Source organism: Bartonella sp. AA18HLJMS (assembly GCF_042197245.1).
Taxonomy (GTDB): domain Bacteria; phylum Pseudomonadota; class Alphaproteobacteria; order Rhizobiales; family Rhizobiaceae; genus Bartonella.
Window position 1 is genome coordinate 330,821 of the sequence record NZ_JBHIRP010000001.1, and the last position, 16,653, is coordinate 347,473.

Consider the following 16,653-nt stretch of genomic DNA (forward strand, 5'->3'; position numbering starts at 1 on the left):
GAGTGTCTTCAATGTTTTGCTTTATCTTTTTTGTAATTCAGCGTAATAACCCTAAGTTCCGATGACTTATAAAAAAATGGGAAGGTTTTTTATGTCTGTTCTTACAGATCCACTTCAGCTATTACAGGCACTTATTCGTTGTCCTTCTGTTACACCTCATGAAGCAGGGGCTTTATCAACTTTGGAACAATTTTTAAAAAAAATGGGATTTCACGTCGATCGCCCTGTTTTTACGGATAAAAATACAGATAATGTTGAAAATCTTTATGCAAAAATGGGAAGTGAAGGACCCCATCTTATGTTTGCGGGTCATACGGACGTCGTACCGCCAGGTGCATTGGAAGATTGGACTTATCCACCTTTTGAAGCTGTTATAGATCAGGGGAAATTATATGGGCGGGGTGCTGTTGATATGAAGGGTGGTATCGCTTGTTTTATTGCGGCTCTAGCGCGAGTTCTTGAGAAACGACCCATTAAAGGAAGGGTAAGCCTTTTAATTACTGGTGACGAAGAGGGGCCTGCTGTTAATGGTACGGTAAAACTTCTCAAATGGGCAGAAAAAAAAGGCGAAAAATGGACTGCGGCTCTTGTGGGAGAACCAACAAGCGTAAAGACTGTTGGTGATATTATCAAAATTGGTCGCCGCGGATCGATTTCTGGTGTCATTACCGTGAAGGGTCGCCAAGGTCATGTTGCTTTTCCAGAAAGGGCTGCCAATCCTTTGCCTTTGGCAAGTAAGCTTATTCAAGCATTGACACAAACCGTTTTAGATAAAGGGACAGAAAATTTTCAACCCAGTAATTTAGAGCTAACAACCATCGATACCGGTAATTTAGTGGTCAATGTTATTCCAGCGCAGACAACGATTCGTTTTAATATACGCTACAATGATCTTTGGACAAAAGAAACACTGATGAAGGAAATTGAAAAGCGTCTTGCTTTGGTACAATCAAAAAACAATGGTGACCAATATCCCTCTTATCAGCTTGAATGGATTCCAAGTTTAGGAGATGTTTTTTTGACCAAAAATGATAAACTCATTCAAACTTTATCCAATGCTATTAAAAGTGTAACAGGGAATATACCAGAATGTTCCACTTCTGGTGGTACTTCAGATGCACGATTTATTAAGGATTATTGCCCAGTGGTCGAATTTGGTTTACCGGGGCAAACGATGCATATGGTAGATGAGTGTGTAGCCCTTGATGCAATAGAAACACTTACTACTATTTATGAGCGTTTTATTATTGAATTTTTTGCATAAAGAAAAGGTTGCTGGTTCAAAAATACCTTTATCTTGTTGTGCCATAAGATATTGCCATTTATGGTGTGGTGATACGAGACTCGTAAAACTTAATATATTAAGTAGTCTTAGAGTAAGTAATGAATATTCTTAAGTTGGGATTCTTGCCTGTAGAGTCTTTAGTTAAGTGAATTACATAATTGAAAAGCCAAAAGAGATCTGCTTGAAGAAGCAGAACTGTTTAGACCATATTGGATTGAAAATATTCGTTCTTTAAAGTGTAGAAAGGAAGTCACACGCAATCATATATGGAAAACAATGAATATTATATCATCATTGTGTGATGACAGGTTGATGCCATAAAGACACACAAAAACATGCTACTATTGTAAAAAGTTCGTACAACATAAATGCGCTCATTCACAGCTCATGTTTTGATATGTTTTCTGCACTCGCATAAAAGGTACTTCTTGTTCCTATAGACTTTCTTAGAATAAAGACTATAGGAAAAGCGCTTTAAGTTTGTTTTATTTCATATATTTTACCTTGCTTTTTTTGTCCCCAAGAACTTCCGTTGCAAATCATTACGAGATAGAAGGTGAGCGTATTTAATCAGCTTTAATCTTGGTTATGATAAAGATACACAGAATTTTTTTGTAGCAGCACGTTGATTTCTTTAACCAAAGATTGTCCTAGTATTATTCTCAATTTTTTAATTAAATAACCTTAAAGGACGGGTACAGACACTTATAAGCATATACGCATACAAGTAAGATCATATGAGATTAACATCGTTTCGCTCGCTAACAAAGCAATACCGATTCATATTTAGTATATTTGCCATTTGAGCACATTATTTGTTTAGTAAAGCTCATAATGTTGCTGTTACCTATAAATTAATACGATCATACAGCCGCGTATCTCAAATAAATATTGGTTCAGTATTTTTTGCGATAACAGCTTTTATATGACAGAATAGGATAAAAGCATTGTGTATATCTATTTTTTGTAATCTCTGAAACAGACATACAACCACAACCTGATTGAGGGGAAATATAAAGGTATAAAGGTGAAAATCAGCGTTCTTTTTTACTTTCTCTTTTATTCAGCTTTACGGTTTTCAAAATTATCTAGAGTAATATCTTTTAAATAATCAGAAATTGATGCATGGTTTCATGTTTATTTCTCTGGTTCTTTTAATGGTGCCACGATTTCATAAAGAAAAAATACATTATCGTATTATGCATTCACGTACTTGTTTTAAAGAAATTTTCTTAATGTTTGTCACATTTGTGCTACTACGGTGCTTATGAATGTTGTAATATAAAATCTATAATGCCTCCCCATCTTTATGTTTATGAAAAATAAAGTTAGAGCACCATACACTTTCTAGCTCAAAATATTGCAATAGCTTTTAGCACTTAAGAGTGTTCATAAGAGGCCTTTTTACTCCTTTTTTATAGTTTTTATCCACATGCTTCTCTATTTTTAAGGTGTAAGCAAATGGCGATAACTAACTTGCTATAAATAGTTTTGAAATGAAAGAATCTCACAATATTCTAGTCTCACCTTGCTATGAAAAATGATAATTATGATTAAAATAAGTATGTTGTTATAAAAACTTTAATTTGCGAGTTGGCTGATGATGTGATCAAGAACAATACGTCCTTTGGCTGTTGCTTTTAAGCGTTGGTTATCGACCATTTCTATCAATTCTTGGTGTTGTAACTCGATCAGTTTTTCCATAGGGATGCGTTTGGGACTTAAGGTTTCATAGCGTATAAGTTCTAAGCCTTCGCAAAGGCGTAATCCCATAAGGAGCATTTCATTTGCCTGTTGTTCAGTGGTTAAATGTTCCGTTTCAATACAGCCATGTCCTGTTGTTTCTACCAAATTAAGCCACTGTTCGGGATGCTTTTCATTTATTGTGACATAACGTTCGCGGTTTTCAAGGTTTGATGACAATGTTTTTGAACAGAAAGAGGAATGATTCGGTGTATGCTCAATGAAACGTCCATGTGCTCCTGGACCAAAGCCTGCATATTGGTGATAACGCCAATAAAGAAGATTGTGTGCTGATTCGGCACCGGGCATTGCATGGTTTGAGATTTCATAGGCAGGAAGTCCATGTAGTGCCGTTATTTCTTGAGTAAGATGATACAGATCTGCTGCTAGCTCTGATGGGGGAAGGATAAGTTTTCCTGCATCATGAAGGCGTTTAAAGGCGGTTCCTTCTTCGATCGTCAATTGATAAAGAGAAAGATGGTCTGCTGCCAAATCAATTGCTTGGGAAATTTCAGATTTCCATTCTTCGAGGGTTTGTTCGGGGCGGGCATAAATGAGATCAAAGGATAAACGTGGAAAAATTTGTCGTGCTAAAGCAATGGCACAAAGAGCTTGTTCCACATTATGGAGTCGGCCAAGTTTGCGCAATGCTTTATCATTGAGCGCTTGTATTCCTAGAGATAAGCGATTAACACCTGCCGCACGGTATCCACGAAAGCGCTCTGCTTCCACACTGGATGGATTAGCTTCTAATGTAATTTCAACTTTATCATCGACTACCCATTTTTTTGCAAGTGCTTGCAATAGGGCATCGACAGTTTGTGGCTCCATAAGAGAGGGGGTTCCTCCACCAATAAAAATACTTGTAATATGGCGTGGTCCTATTTTGTGGTATTGCGTTTCTATTTCGCGCTTAAAGGCGGTGACAAAACGTGGTTGATCAACACCATGGATGCGAACATGCGAATTAAAGTCACAATAAGGACATTTAGCTGCACAAAAGGGCCAATGAATGTAAATGCCGAAAGGTTCATTCATGAGAATGCTAAAAGGTTTTCTGCTAAAAGTTTGAAAGCACGTGCGCGATGTGAAAGAGGGGGAAGATCATTGCGTTTCCAGTTGTGTTTTTGTTCTGTTGACATTTCTCCAAAGGTATTTTCACATCCATCTGGTAAAAAAATAGGATCAAAACCAAAGCCTTTATCTCCCCGTGGAGGCCAAATGAACGTTCCTTCAACGCATCCACGGAAGTAATCTGCATGAGCATCAGGCCATGCAATGCAAATGACGGATATAAAACGGCATTTCCGTTGACTTTTTTCTCGTGCTCCGACTTTTTGGAGTTGATTTTCTATTTTTTTCATAGCTTTTGGAAAATTACGTGTACCATCGGCTTGAATTGCCCAATCAGCGGTATAAACGCCTGGCGCACCCTCCAATGCATCTACCTCTAAGCCTGAATCATCAGAGAGGGCAGGAAGTCCTGTTTTTTTTGCTGCTGAAAAAGCTTTAATATAAGCATTTTCTTCAAATGTTTTTCCCGTTTCTTTTGGTTCTGGCAAGCCTAGTTCTTTTGCCGATTGTATTATTAAACCGAAAGGCGTAATTAAAGTAGTGATTTCATGCAATTTTCCAGTGTTATGTGTAGCAATGACAAGTTTTTTATCTGCTATGCTTCTCATATAGATTTCTCCAAAAATGAAAGGGGAATTATTTTTGTGCTAAAAAACGGTTTAAATGCTCATATACACACATTCTGCTTGATTTCACATAATATGATTATTTTACACGTTTTATGATATTTTATTCCAATAAAATTTTTTATCTTGCACGAAGATAACCTTGCAAAGATAGGGAAGACATGTCTTTTTTATGATAGCATTTTATGGTAAACTTCCAATTTTCTGCTTGCTCTAAAGGGTGAAATTTTCTATTTACAGCGATTTTTAATCAATCTAGATTCTCTTGACAAGTCCCTACAGCAGACCACTTTACAGATCAATTCTTAATCTTAAATATTTCTCACACACTCTAACAAAAATATTTCCTGCGTAATTTATCAAGCATCACTCTGAAAGGTAGCATTTTACAGCTCAATAGGATAATATGTTTTTATACTACTTTAGACTATTTGACCAAACCTTGGCAAAACTTATATAAGAGATGAGGATTTTAAAAGTAGTGAAACAGTTGTGATGAAGCACAAAACTATTGATAATGAACTAAAATATCTTGATGAACGTTCGCGTGATATTTTTCGCCATATTGTTGAAGCTTATCTTAATGATGGTGAACCTGTAGGATCACGTAATCTTTCGCGGCTTTTACAACAGACATTATCGCCTGCGACGATTCGCAATGTGATGAGTGATCTTGAACATCTCGGTTTAATTTATGCACCACATGTTTCTGCGGGTCGAATGCCAACACAATCAGGTTTACGCTTTTTTGTTGATGCATTTATGGAAGCGGGTGATTTGCCAAACGAAGAGCGAGAAAATATTGAAATGCAAGTCAAAGAGGCTGGTCATGCACAATCGGTTGAACATTTTCTTGTTCAAGCAAGCCGAGTTCTTTCAGATCTTTCACGTGGGGCAGGGCTTGTTTTAGCAACAAAACAAGAAGGAACATTGAAACATATTGAATTTGTGCGCCTTGATAGGGAGCATGCTCTTGCCGTTTTGGTGACTCAACAAGGTGAAGTTGAAAATCGTATTGTTCATTTACCGGAAGGGGTTACTCATGCACAATTGACGGAAGCAACGAATTTTCTCAATGCCCATATCCAAGGGCGTACATTGAGTGAAGCTAAAGGGGAAATTGCCCGCTTATGCGCAGAAACACGGGCTGCACTTGATGATTTATCGCATCATCTTGTTGAAACGGGATTAGCTCTTTGGGGAGGAGAAGGTGCTGATCATAAAATACACCTCATTGTTCGCGGGCGTAGCAATTTACTTGAAGATGTGAAAGCAGAAGAAGATTTAGAACGATTACGCCATTTGTTTGATGATCTTGAAACGCGTGAAAGTATGGCACAACTTCTCGATTTAACGGATGAAGGTTCTGGGGTTAGAATTTTTATTGGTTCAGAAAATAAGTTATTTTCACTTTCTGGTTCTTCTTTAGTTGTAGCACCTTATCGTGATTCACAACAAAGAGTCATTGGTGCTTTAGGTGTTATTGGTCCTACACGGCTTAATTATGCAAGGATCGTGCCCATGGTTGATTATACAGCTCAACTTGTGTCACAGTTATTGCGTTAAAACGATGCAAGTAAGTATTTGTACTATAAAAGCTCATTGTATTATATACATCGATACCCCTTGATTTTTGTCTGTAGAATTTCGATATCGAGAATAACGAATCTTATGAAGGAATAAAATTTTTATGTCTGATGAAAAAAACAAATTTACTGACGCTTCATTTGAAAATTGTGATTTAAAAAATCCAGCTGATCGTAATACACTTAAACAGGCAGCCGATGAATTTTTAAAAACACATAAAACAGAGGAACACGAAGTCGTTGAAACAGAAAGCAATGAGGTTAGTGATCTTTTAGCGTCTTTGCAGGATGAAAATAAAGAACTGAAAGATCAGCTTTTACGTCTTGTTGCAGATATGGAAAATCTTCGACGCCGTACTATGCGAGATGTGGCGGATGCAAGAGCTTATTCCATTGCTAATTTTGCACGGGATATGTTATCGGTTTCTGACAATCTCAATCGTGCTTTGGAAGCTATTCCAGAAGGTGCACGGGAGAGTGATGCTGGTTTGAAATCATTGGCAGAAGGCGTTGAAATGACTGAACGTGCCATGATGGCAGCATTAGAACGTCATGGGGTGCAAAAAATTCATCCAGAGGGGCAAAAATTTGATCCTCACTTTCATCAAGCGATGTTTGAAATTCCCAATGCTGATGTTCCAGATAATACTGTTCAACAAGTGGTTCAGGCAGGTTATATTATCGGGGAAAGGGTGTTACGTCCAGCTATAGTGGGTGTAGCCAAAGGAGGAGCAAAAGAAACTTCTGTTGAAGATGATTCGGCTTAAAACACATCAATAACAAACCTCTATCGTAAAATGCAGTATTCCCTGCAGTTTCATATATATAGGGTCTTTTCTCAAAGAGTTTTTAAAGGGTGTGACAAACACCCTTTTATTTTTGAAGTGGCCAATTTCCTTTTACAACATACACGGCATCGCTTGAGGGAAATGGCGATGAAAATAAAACAAAATGATCAACCTCAAAAGGAGGAAATGAAAAATTCCTTCGAAAGAACAGATAAGGAACAAGGTCTTCAGGTTTAGTATCAAGCAGTCGCGCAATAGTAATATGTGGAGTAAATTCTCTTTCATCAGGTGTTAGACCTAAATGGCTACGGATAGATTGCATCTTTTCGTGTAGAAGATTGAGAGCTTTACAAGGTTTAATGCGAATAACAAGAGAGGGGGCAGTATTTTCTGAACCAAAAATATCAAAACCATCTATTTGTAGCATAAAAGGAGAGAGCTTTATTGTGTCAAAGGCGTGCATAAGTATATCTGCGGTAGAACTTTCAACTTTGCCAAAAAAAGATAAGGTGACATGAAAATTTTGCGAATTAATCCACTGCGTATTTGGTAAGCCACTTTGCAACGACACAAGTTGTTGTGTTGTTTGTTGAGGAATTTGAAGGGCACTAAATAGACGACCCACAATATTACCTCTTTACAATGAAAAGATGCCACTCCAAGCACAATGATAGATAACGAGAGTGAGTTGTCTACCAAAGAACATAAGGCAATAGTATAGAAAAATAATGTTTAAAAAATGCTTACCATAATTATGAATATACACAGCTTATTTGTTTTAAGAAAATGGTTATGATATTGATAAGAATTGCGTTTTCAGGATCTGTATCACAATGATGTGCAATGGAAGATTACTTGTGTATTATAAAGGCTACAAAGTTAGCAGAAAATAAGAAAAGTTGATAGATTTTTGATGTGCGAAATTATTTTGACATTTATCTTTAGCCTAAAATAAAGCATACTTTAATACAAGGTAAAGAGTTCTCTTTTCTGTAAAAATTTAATTATATGATTAAGTCGGGGAATAGCCATAATACGCAAAACTATTCAAATTGGTCAAATAATGTTAGGAAAGGAAGAAAAAAATCGAGCATAACAAAATTACTATAAGCTTTTACATTTATGATAATTATGCCAATCTATAATGGATATGAATATTTGTATAAAAGCGGGAAGAGAAATTAAAATTCAAAATAATGATGGAAAGTTCCTATTTTCTAAGAATTATCATCTTTGTTTATGATGAAAAAGCACTAGTTTTCCTCTCCAAAGTTGTTATTGATGAGCTTTTCAAGAGCATTAAGAGCATCTGTTGCTTCTGGTCCTGAAACACGAATGGTGAGGTTGCAACCGGATGAAGCCGCTAGCATCATAAGTCCCATAATTGATGATCCGCCAACAATTTTCCCGTCCTTTTCAACTTCAACAGTAACATTAAAATTGTCAACAGTTTGTACAAATTTTGCAGAAGCACGTGCATGTAACCCACGTTTATTACAGATATTGAAATGACGACTTATACATGGGAGGGTATCTTTGGAAAACATTGGTATTTTATTATCCGCTATAAAATCATACTTGGTACATTAATATATTTACGCCCTGCTTCTTGTGCTATTCTTAACGCGTCTGATAATGAAATATCAGGACATTTGCGAATAGAAATCAGTTTAATAAGCATGGGCAAATTAACACCCGCAATCATTTCAACGCGTCCTTTTTCAATAGCAGGAATAGCTATATTTGATGGTGTTCCACCGAACACATCTGTTAATATGATGACGCCATGATCCGTATCTGTATCGGTTACTGCGGCTATAATATCACCTCGGCGCTGATCTATATCGTCATCGGGATAAACGCATATTGTTGCGAACTTTTCTTGTACTCCAACAACATGTTCCACGGCATGTAAAAATTCGACAGCCAGCTCACCGTGCGTTACAAGCACGAGTCCAATCATTTACGCAAACTCCTGTTAACTAATAAGACCCAACCATAGTTGGTAGGAAAGACATTGTACAAGGCTTTATCTTGCTGCCAAGAAAAATTTGCAAAAAAAAGGCAAAAATTGTGATTTTTTTATCTTTAGAAAAAAATTAGACAGATTTTTGCCATATTTTTCTAAACAAAAATGCTTCAATAGCTTGACAAATGGCTGTACAATCGGCTTCACGAAGAGAGGGAAGTTTTAAAAGAGGAATGTGCAAATTTTCAAATTGAAAAGTTTTATTTGTGGAAAAACGTTCATATTCCGGACCGAGAAAAATAACACAATCGATAGTTGTGTGCTTTTCAAATTCTATCATATAAAGACCAACGCCACGAATCTCGATGCCGCCCTCTAAATTATCAGGAGTGTATCCGTGAAGCTTTCCATTTTCCGCACGCAACATTGTATAATCATCACTGATAAGCTTCGCTTCACGTTTTGACCACTCAGCGCGGTCAAGCAAAGAAAGGGTGATGGTTGATTTTCCTGATCCGGATGGACCTATAATTAACAGCCCCTTGCCGCCTAGTTGAAGGCAATTTGCGTGGAGTATTTCACATTTTGTTTTCATGTCTTTTACTTTGGATAAAAGATTTATTTAGCAAGCGGAAGCATGATAGTAAAACGTGCACCAGTTTTACACTTCCCAAGTGTAGGATCAATAATATTTTCGGCTGTAATTGTCCCATTATGAGCCTCGATGATTTGCCGACTAATAGAAAGGCCAAGTCCAGAGTTTTGTCCAAAAGCATCTTCATTTGGTCGATCTGTGTAAAAACGTTCAAAAATGCGTTCAATATTTTCTGAACGAATACCTGGGCCATTATCTTCAATGGTTAAAATAAGGGTTGAAGCATGGCTTTTCATAGTAATGCAAATTTTGCCACGATTCCGAGGAATAAAAGAACGCGCATTTTCAAGAAGATTTGAAATCACTTGTCCTAAACGAAGTTCATGTCCCAATACAAGATAAGCTTTTCCATGAGGACGTGGGACAATATTAAGGCTTATATCAATAGTTTGCGTATTACGATACACTTCCTGAACAGCATGAACAAGACTTTCCAAAAGCGGTGTCATATCAACAATCTCTGCGGTTTCTCGTGCAAGCTCTGCATCGAGTCGCGATGCATCAGAAATATCTGTAATCAACCGATCAAGGCGGCGCACATCATGTTGAATAATTTCCAGCAATTTTTCTTGTGCTTCTTCATTTTTAGCCAGAGGGAGCGTTTCAACAGCACTGCGTAGGGAGGTGAGAGGATTTTTTAATTCGTGGCTTACATCAGCAGCAAAACGTTCAATGGCTTCAATACGCATATAAAGGGCATTGGTCATATCACGAATAGAAGTTGAAAGGTGACCAATTTCATCTTCACGCATTGAAAAATCAGGAATTTCTACACGCTGATTATTGCCATTACGCACTCGATTAGCCGAGGCAGATAATTTACTTAATGGATGGGCAATCGTATGGGCCAAAAAGAGAGAAAGAACCAAAAGTACGCTACCTACAACGGCAAAAACTTTAAAGATAACCAGTCTTTCGCCTTTTACAATGTTATCAATATCGGAACCAGTGGTTGAAAGAAGAAGAGCTCCAACCACTGCGCGATAGCGTTGAACAGGAACGGCAACAGAAACAATTAATTGCCCTTGTCTGTTGCGTCTTTTAGCCGTAGCAAGAGATCCGTTTAATGCGCGGTACACTTCTGGATAAGCAATACCACTGGTTTTTGTTTGTTCTCTGTCAAGAGCAATACCTTTGCCATAAAATGCGCTTGAATACCATGAAGTAAGGCGATCCCACATGTTTTGTTCTGTTTTAAGTGGGGGTAAATCATAACTAAAAACTTCTCCACTAGAATAAAGAACGCGCGAATCAAGAAGGAGAGTAGCATCACGATCATAGATACGTGCTCTTGTCGTTTTAGGTGTAATAAGACGCCGTAAAAGAGGGGCAACTTGCTCAGGGTTAATAGGAAAATCCCAAGAATCGGTTGATTGAGGAGCGGGTGTAACGCTTTCACCAGTCTGTAACTCTAAGAGTTTTTGAGGGTCAATGAGGATAGAATTTGTATCTACTGTTGCAGAAGCAGCAATAGCCCCAGCAATAATTTTTCCTTGGGTACATAAACTTTTGATTTTTGCTTCAATTAAACCATCGCGAAATTGGTTAAGGTATAAAATGCCTGTAACTAAAACGGCAAGAGCAGCAATGTTTAATATAACAATGCGACGTGTGAGGCTGGAAAAAAGCAATTGTCTAAAGAGACGTTGTGTTCGAAGATGCAAACGAGCGAACATAAGAAATGGCGTTGAGGATGTACCATTAACGGTTGTTTTTTGTAAAGTTTCCAGTTGAGAATTGTCTGTCATCGATTTGATTGCCATTCAAATTTTTGCGACAAAGTAGTTTTATACCTCGTGGAAACGATAACCTACACCATAAAGTGTTTCAATCATTGCAAAATCATCATCCACTTGTTTAAACTTTTTACGCAGACGTTTAATGTGACTATCAATGGTGCGATCATCTACGTAGACTTGATCACTATAAGCAGCATCCATTAAAGCATCACGACTTTTTACAACTCCTGGTCTTTGTGCTAAGGTTTGCAGAATCAAAAATTCCGTAACGGTTAAAATAACAGGTTTATCTTTCCATGTACAGGTGTGGCGTTCTTGATCCATCACAAGATCTCCACGTTTGAGAGAAGAGGTGGAAGAAGTTCCTGTAGAAAGCGGTTGGTTACGTGCATTAGAACGGCGTAAAATAGCTTTCACGCGTTCAATAAGAAGACGTTGGGAGAAAGGTTTAGTAATAAAATCATCAGCTCCCATTTTGAGACCAAATAATTCATCAATTTCATCATCTTTAGAGGTAAGAAAAATAACTGGAAGATCAGATTTTTGACGCAAACGACGCAAAAGTTCCATCCCATCCATTCGGGGCATTTTAATATCAAAAATAGCTAAGTGTGGAGGGTGAAGTGTGAGACCCTTGAGTGCAGATGCTCCATCTGTATAGCTTTCAACTCGATATCCTTCTGTCTCAAGCGCAAAAGATAAAGATGTCAAAATATTGCGATCATCATCAACAAGTACAATCGTTTGTGTGATTGTTGGTGTATCTTTCATGGTTTCTTAGACCTTTCTATTGCTGTGGTAGCAAATTACCCACACTTATTTATATGGGAGTTCATATTTTTTTTGCAAAACAAATATGATACAAATTGTAGCAAAGTAAAAAACCTTTTGTCATTACTGTAAAATCTTGTTTTGCTTTCATAATTTATAATGTTTCTACGTCTATTAAGATCCCTTCATTTGAGAGAAAATTTTCATAAAGGCTTTTTTTATCAAGGTTTATTACAAAGTTTATTATTGTATTTGTCTCATAATTGAACAGATGTAGTTTTGATTGTTGAAGTTTAGAAAATCTGCCTATGTGTTTTAAGAGCAAAGAAAAGAATGTGGCAATATATGCACAAAAATTTGTTTCTGCTACACGAAAGGAGGTCGTAATGGGATTTTTTAATTTTATTAAAACTGTAGGGGAAAAGTTAGGTATTGGGGACCATGAACCAAAAGAAAAGGATTTTAAGAGAGCATTTGATCATTTTCAACTCGGTACAGAAAAAGTCAATATTCAAGTTGAAGACGGTAAAGCTATTTTAAGCGGTGAAGTTCCAGATAGGGAAACACTTGAAAAAGCACTGCTGGTTGTTGGCAATTCACAAGGTATCTCTTCTGTAGATGTTGATCAATTAAAGGTTATAGATACAACGCCTAGAAAAACTTCTCGCTTTTATGAGGTTAAATCTGGTGATAATCTTTGGAAAATTGCTGAAGAGGTTTATGGAAAAGGGCAAGGTAATAAAAACACATTTATTTTTGAAGCCAATAAGCCAATGCTAAAATCTCCCGATAAAATTTATCTTGGACAAGTTTTACGTATTCCTGAAATTGACCATAGTTAATTCATCAAAGGGGATAATTTTTTACTGATGGCATAAAACAAAAAATAAAGAAGCGTAAAAAATTTCACGCTTCTTCATTTTATAAAGTGTGTATTTATAATAAAAGGAGCTTAGTGAACAGGAGAGGATTTAGAAGGTGATGGTACTTTCATAGCGTTTACAGAGAAATCAACATCAATGGTTCCTGCTTTCTCAAATGTTAATTTTGCGCTAATTTTATCACCTAACTTAAATGGTTGTGAAAGCCCCATGAACATAATATGATCACCGCCAGGCTTAAGCGTGATTTCGCCATTTCCCGGAATTTCAATGCCATTGTGCATTTTTTCCATTTTCATAATATCATTAACGACAGCCATAGAGTGTATCTCTGTTGTTTTTACTCCGTTTGTGGAAATAGAAACCAAACGGTCTGGGGTATTACTGTGATTGATAATGTAGAGATAACCGCTACCAACTCTTATACCTCTAGGTGTTTCGCGTGTCCAAGGATTGAGAATTTCTATGTCGCCAAGTTTATATTGCTGAGCACCTGCTGGCAGGGTTATACCAGCAAAGAGAAGAGCACACACGATATTTATGATAACCTTTTTGTATGGATATTGTGTATGTATTATATTCTTAAAGATGAGATTTGTTATTTTCTTAATAATAGATGTCATCATTGATTTACCCTCCTTCATAAGATTCACACTTTGAATATTTTTATTTTAGCAGAGCTTTTATTTAAAATAAAAGAAAGAAATGCTAAAATGAAATTGATTTTAATATAAAAATCATAGAATTCTTGAAATTTAAAAGAAGACAGTAAGATTTACAATGACAACACACCTCTTAACGCTTCCGTGTTCATCTCATAAATAGTATTTGCAAATGGTATAAAATCTATGATGCACTACTGTTTTACTTAATGAAGATATAATACAGAACAATCATCAACCACTTTACCAATTTTTAATATTATGACAGCTCTTGGCATTTTAAAGCGTTTATACAGAGGTATTTTTATATATTTTCAAAGTTCAAAATTATACAGTTAAGAAAAAACGCTTTAGGTGAATTTAAAGCACAGATTTCAAATAGCCGCAAACAATGAGACCGTTAGAAGGAGAATTTTTGAAAGGAGATAGATAGATAATACCTTTACTGATATGAGCATTAGATATGATGACTATTTTAGTCCAAGGAAAATTTATAATATTTGTGATATAAATTATTCGCCTTTTAAAAAGCTTTTACGTGAGTATGATTTTATCAATGATGAGAAGATCAAGAGCGAGAGTGCAATCATTCTTTTATTTTTTAGTTTTTATAGAAAGATATATTTTTTGAGAATTGCAAGAAAAATATATTATCCTCTCAAGTCTCTCATAAATATGGTATTTATGGGTCATTAGAGTGCCTATTTTAAAATAAATTTTTTATTTTAGAGATGTTTCTCTCATTATTCTCTTGTAGCAATAAAAGCCTGTTCTTATATACGAGGCAGCAAGGCTTGTTGCGACTTGCAGTTTATCATTATTTATATTGCTTGAAGCAATATACGGGCTTTAGGTGTTATGAGGAGCTATCTTAAAAAGATGCTTTATGAAGGTTGAGGTAGCTTGCTGAATGGAGATTATAATATGGCAAAAGTAATTGGTATTGATTTGGGGACAACGAACTCTTGTGTGGCTGTTATGGATGGCAAAAACGCAAAAGTTATTGAAAACTCAGAAGGAGCGCGAACAACACCTTCCGTTGTTGCCTTTACTGATGGGGGGGAGCGGCTTGTTGGGCAGCCTGCTAAACGGCAGGCGGTGACAAATCCTGAAGGGACAGTTTTTGCAGTTAAACGTTTGATAGGGCGCCGTTTTGATGACCCTATGGTTGAAAAAGATAAAGCGCTTGTTCCTTATAAAATTGTTAAAGGTGACAATGGTGATGCATGGGTTGAAGAGGCGGGAAAGAAATATTCTCCGTCACAAATTTCAGCTATGATTTTGCAAAAGATGAAGGAAACAGCAGAATCTTATCTTGGTGAAAAAGTTGAACAAGCCGTTATTACGGTTCCTGCTTATTTTAATGATGCGCAACGTCAAGCCACGAAAGACGCAGGTAAAATTGCTGGACTTGAAGTTTTACGGATTATTAATGAGCCAACTGCTGCTGCTTTAGCTTATGGTTTGGACAAAAAGGACGGAAAAACAATAGCAGTTTACGATCTTGGTGGTGGTACATTTGATATTTCAGTCCTTGAAATTGGAGATGGCGTTTTTGAAGTTAAGTCAACCAATGGGGATACGTTTTTAGGGGGGGAAGACTTTGACATGCGCTTGGTCGGTTATTTTGCCGATGAATTCAAAAAAGAACAAGGAATTGATCTGAAAAATGATAAACTCGCTTTACAGCGCTTAAAAGAAGCGGCAGAAAAAGCAAAAATTGAGCTTTCTTCGTCACAGCAAACAGAAATCAATTTACCATTTATCACGGCAGATCAATCAGGTCCTAAGCACTTAACAATGAAATTGACTCGGGCAAAATTTGAATCTCTCGTTGACGATTTAGTGCAGCGTACCATTGAACCTTGTAAAGCTGCGTTGAAAGATGCTGGATTAAAGGCCGGTGAGATTGACGAAGTTGTTTTAGTGGGTGGAATGACGCGTATGCCCAAGATTCAGCAAGTTGTGCAGAGCTTCTTTGGTAAGGATCCACACAAAGGCGTTAATCCTGATGAAGTGGTCGCAATGGGTGCTGCCATCCAAGGAGGTGTATTGCAAGGCGATGTCAAAGATGTGTTGTTGCTAGATGTAACACCTTTATCTTTGGGTATCGAAACCTTGGGTGGGGTTTTCACACGCCTTATTGAGCGCAATACCACTATCCCGACGAAAAAATCGCAAGTTTTTTCGACAGCTGATGATAACCAGAGTGCTGTGACGATTCGTGTTTTCCAAGGTGAACGGGAAATGGCAAGTGATAATAAGTTATTGGCTCAATTTGATCTTGTTGGTATTCCTCCAGCCCCACGTGGTATACCTCAAATTGAAGTTACTTTTGATATTGATGCGAATGGTATTGTTAATGTTTCGGCCAAAGATAAGGGAACAGGTAAAGAGCATCAAATTCGTATTCAGGCATCAGGTGGTTTAAGTGATGCTGATATTGAAAAAATGGTAAAGGATGCAGAAGAGCACGCGGCTGAGGATAAAAAACGCCGTGAAGGTGTTGAAGCTAGAAATCAAGCGGAGGCTCTTATTCATTCAACTGAAAAGTCGCTCAATGAATATGGCGATAAAGTATCAGCTGAAGAAAAGGGACAGATTGAAACAGCAATATCTGATTTGAAATCTGCGCTTGAAGGCAGTGATACGGAAGAAGTAACAACAAAGATGCAAAAATTAGCAGAAGTCAGTATGAAGCTTGGACAGGCTATGTACGAAGCCTCACAAGCAGCGAGCGCTGACACTGAAACAGAGGCAAAGAATGATGATGTTGTTGATGCTGATTTTGAAGAAGTTAATGATAAGAAGAAATAGTGTCAGCATATGTGTTGATTAATTGATAAACCCGGCCTTTGAAATATAAGGCTGGGC

The 16,653-nt window shown here is 37.0% G+C and carries 14 protein-coding genes; 5 read left to right on the top strand and 9 right to left on the bottom strand.

The window, feature by feature from the left end; all coding sequences use genetic code 11:
• Window positions 1–91 precede the first annotated feature (91 nt).
• Window positions 92–1,264 (top strand): succinyl-diaminopimelate desuccinylase, encoded by a 1,173-nt coding sequence (gene dapE / locus ACFINW_RS01330; RefSeq protein WP_375673682.1) that lies wholly within the window; start codon window positions 92–94, stop codon window positions 1,262–1,264.
• Window positions 1,265–2,866: 1,602 nt separating this feature from the next.
• Here the strand turns inward: dapE and hemW are convergent.
• Window positions 2,867–4,066 carry a radical SAM family heme chaperone HemW gene (gene hemW / locus ACFINW_RS01335; RefSeq protein ID WP_375673684.1) on the bottom strand — a complete coding sequence of 400 codons (1,200 nt, stop codon included), beginning with the start codon at window positions 4,064–4,066 and terminating at the stop codon, window positions 2,867–2,869.
• Window positions 4,063–4,710: an RdgB/HAM1 family non-canonical purine NTP pyrophosphatase gene (gene rdgB, locus ACFINW_RS01340; RefSeq protein ID WP_375673685.1), complete on the bottom strand. Its 648-nt coding sequence runs from the start codon at window positions 4,708–4,710 to the stop codon at window positions 4,063–4,065. The genes hemW and rdgB overlap by 4 nt, the downstream gene beginning before the upstream one ends.
• Window positions 4,711–5,223: 513 nt before the next feature.
• Here rdgB and hrcA point away from each other — a divergent pair.
• Both hrcA and grpE read left to right on the top strand, forming a co-directional pair.
• Entirely contained in the window at window positions 5,224–6,294 is a 1,071-nt protein-coding gene (hrcA, locus tag ACFINW_RS01345; RefSeq protein ID WP_375629189.1) for a heat-inducible transcriptional repressor HrcA, read from the top strand.
• Window positions 6,295–6,418: 124 nt separating this feature from the next.
• The gene (gene grpE, locus ACFINW_RS01350) at window positions 6,419–7,081 is read left to right on the top strand and encodes a nucleotide exchange factor GrpE (protein WP_375620861.1); all 663 of its coding nucleotides are present in this window, start codon (window positions 6,419–6,421) and stop codon (window positions 7,079–7,081) included.
• Between the two features lie 106 nt (window positions 7,082–7,187).
• On the opposite strand, the gene thpR is transcribed toward grpE, so the two are convergent.
• The 6 genes from thpR to ACFINW_RS01380 all read right to left on the bottom strand — a co-directional run bounded on the left by thpR (window position 7,188) and on the right by ACFINW_RS01380 (window position 12,236).
• Entirely contained in the window at window positions 7,188–7,727 is a 540-nt protein-coding gene (thpR, locus tag ACFINW_RS01355; protein ID WP_375620860.1) for an RNA 2',3'-cyclic phosphodiesterase, read from the bottom strand.
• A 628-nt stretch (window positions 7,728–8,355) separates the two neighbouring features.
• Entirely contained in the window at window positions 8,356–8,649 is a 294-nt protein-coding gene (locus tag ACFINW_RS01360; RefSeq protein ID WP_012754483.1) for an HPr family phosphocarrier protein, read from the bottom strand.
• A 17-nt stretch (window positions 8,650–8,666) separates the two neighbouring features.
• Window positions 8,667–9,065: a PTS sugar transporter subunit IIA gene (locus tag ACFINW_RS01365; RefSeq protein WP_375611386.1), complete on the bottom strand. Its 399-nt coding sequence runs from the start codon at window positions 9,063–9,065 to the stop codon at window positions 8,667–8,669.
• Window positions 9,066–9,201: 136 nt separating this feature from the next.
• Window positions 9,202–9,666, bottom strand: a complete 465-nt coding sequence (locus ACFINW_RS01370; protein ID WP_375611387.1) for an HPr kinase/phosphatase C-terminal domain-containing protein — start codon at window positions 9,664–9,666, stop codon at window positions 9,202–9,204.
• 23 nt (window positions 9,667–9,689) lie between these two features.
• Window positions 9,690–11,474, bottom strand: coding sequence for a stimulus-sensing domain-containing protein (locus ACFINW_RS01375; RefSeq protein ID WP_375611388.1), 1,785 nt, complete (start codon window positions 11,472–11,474; stop codon window positions 9,690–9,692).
• Between the two features lie 39 nt (window positions 11,475–11,513).
• A complete protein-coding gene (locus ACFINW_RS01380) occupies window positions 11,514–12,236 on the bottom strand; it encodes a response regulator transcription factor (protein WP_005774392.1) in 723 nt (240 codons plus the stop codon).
• Window positions 12,237–12,622: 386 nt separating this feature from the next.
• On the opposite strand from ACFINW_RS01380, the gene lysM reads away from it, so the two are divergent.
• The gene (gene lysM / locus ACFINW_RS01385; RefSeq protein WP_375639745.1) at window positions 12,623–13,078 is read left to right on the top strand and encodes a peptidoglycan-binding protein LysM; all 456 of its coding nucleotides are present in this window, start codon (window positions 12,623–12,625) and stop codon (window positions 13,076–13,078) included.
• A 110-nt stretch (window positions 13,079–13,188) separates the two neighbouring features.
• Here the strand turns inward: lysM and ACFINW_RS01390 are convergent, their stop codons facing one another.
• Window positions 13,189–13,743: a copper chaperone PCu(A)C gene (locus tag ACFINW_RS01390; RefSeq protein WP_375611390.1), complete on the bottom strand. Its 555-nt coding sequence runs from the start codon at window positions 13,741–13,743 to the stop codon at window positions 13,189–13,191.
• 960 nt (window positions 13,744–14,703) lie between these two features.
• Here ACFINW_RS01390 and dnaK point away from each other — a divergent pair.
• Window positions 14,704–16,596, top strand: a complete 1,893-nt coding sequence (gene dnaK, locus ACFINW_RS01395) for a molecular chaperone DnaK (protein WP_273790233.1) — start codon at window positions 14,704–14,706, stop codon at window positions 16,594–16,596.
• The last annotated feature ends 57 nt before the right edge of the window (window positions 16,597–16,653 follow it).

Excerpts from the sequence above, each read along its gene's own strand:
- dapE (WP_375673682.1), top strand. The coding sequence starts at position 92 with ATGTCTGTTCTTACAGATCCACTTCAGCTATTACAGGCACTTATTCGT.
- hemW (WP_375673684.1), bottom strand. The coding sequence starts at position 4,066 with ATGAATGAACCTTTCGGCATTTACATTCATTGGCCCTTTTGTGCAGCT.
- rdgB (WP_375673685.1), bottom strand. The coding sequence starts at position 4,710 with ATGAGAAGCATAGCAGATAAAAAACTTGTCATTGCTACACATAACACT.
- hrcA (WP_375629189.1), top strand. The coding sequence starts at position 5,224 with ATGAAGCACAAAACTATTGATAATGAACTAAAATATCTTGATGAACGT.
- grpE (WP_375620861.1), top strand. The coding sequence starts at position 6,419 with ATGTCTGATGAAAAAAACAAATTTACTGACGCTTCATTTGAAAATTGT.
- ACFINW_RS01360 (WP_012754483.1), bottom strand. The coding sequence starts at position 8,649 with ATGTTTTCCAAAGATACCCTCCCATGTATAAGTCGTCATTTCAATATC.
- ACFINW_RS01365 (WP_375611386.1), bottom strand. The coding sequence starts at position 9,065 with ATGATTGGACTCGTGCTTGTAACGCACGGTGAGCTGGCTGTCGAATTT.
- ACFINW_RS01370 (WP_375611387.1), bottom strand. The coding sequence starts at position 9,666 with ATGAAAACAAAATGTGAAATACTCCACGCAAATTGCCTTCAACTAGGC.
- ACFINW_RS01375 (WP_375611388.1), bottom strand. The coding sequence starts at position 11,474 with ATGACAGACAATTCTCAACTGGAAACTTTACAAAAAACAACCGTTAAT.
- ACFINW_RS01380 (WP_005774392.1), bottom strand. The coding sequence starts at position 12,236 with ATGAAAGATACACCAACAATCACACAAACGATTGTACTTGTTGATGAT.
- lysM (WP_375639745.1), top strand. The coding sequence starts at position 12,623 with ATGGGATTTTTTAATTTTATTAAAACTGTAGGGGAAAAGTTAGGTATT.
- ACFINW_RS01390 (WP_375611390.1), bottom strand. The coding sequence starts at position 13,743 with ATGATGACATCTATTATTAAGAAAATAACAAATCTCATCTTTAAGAAT.
- dnaK (WP_273790233.1), top strand. The coding sequence starts at position 14,704 with ATGGCAAAAGTAATTGGTATTGATTTGGGGACAACGAACTCTTGTGTG.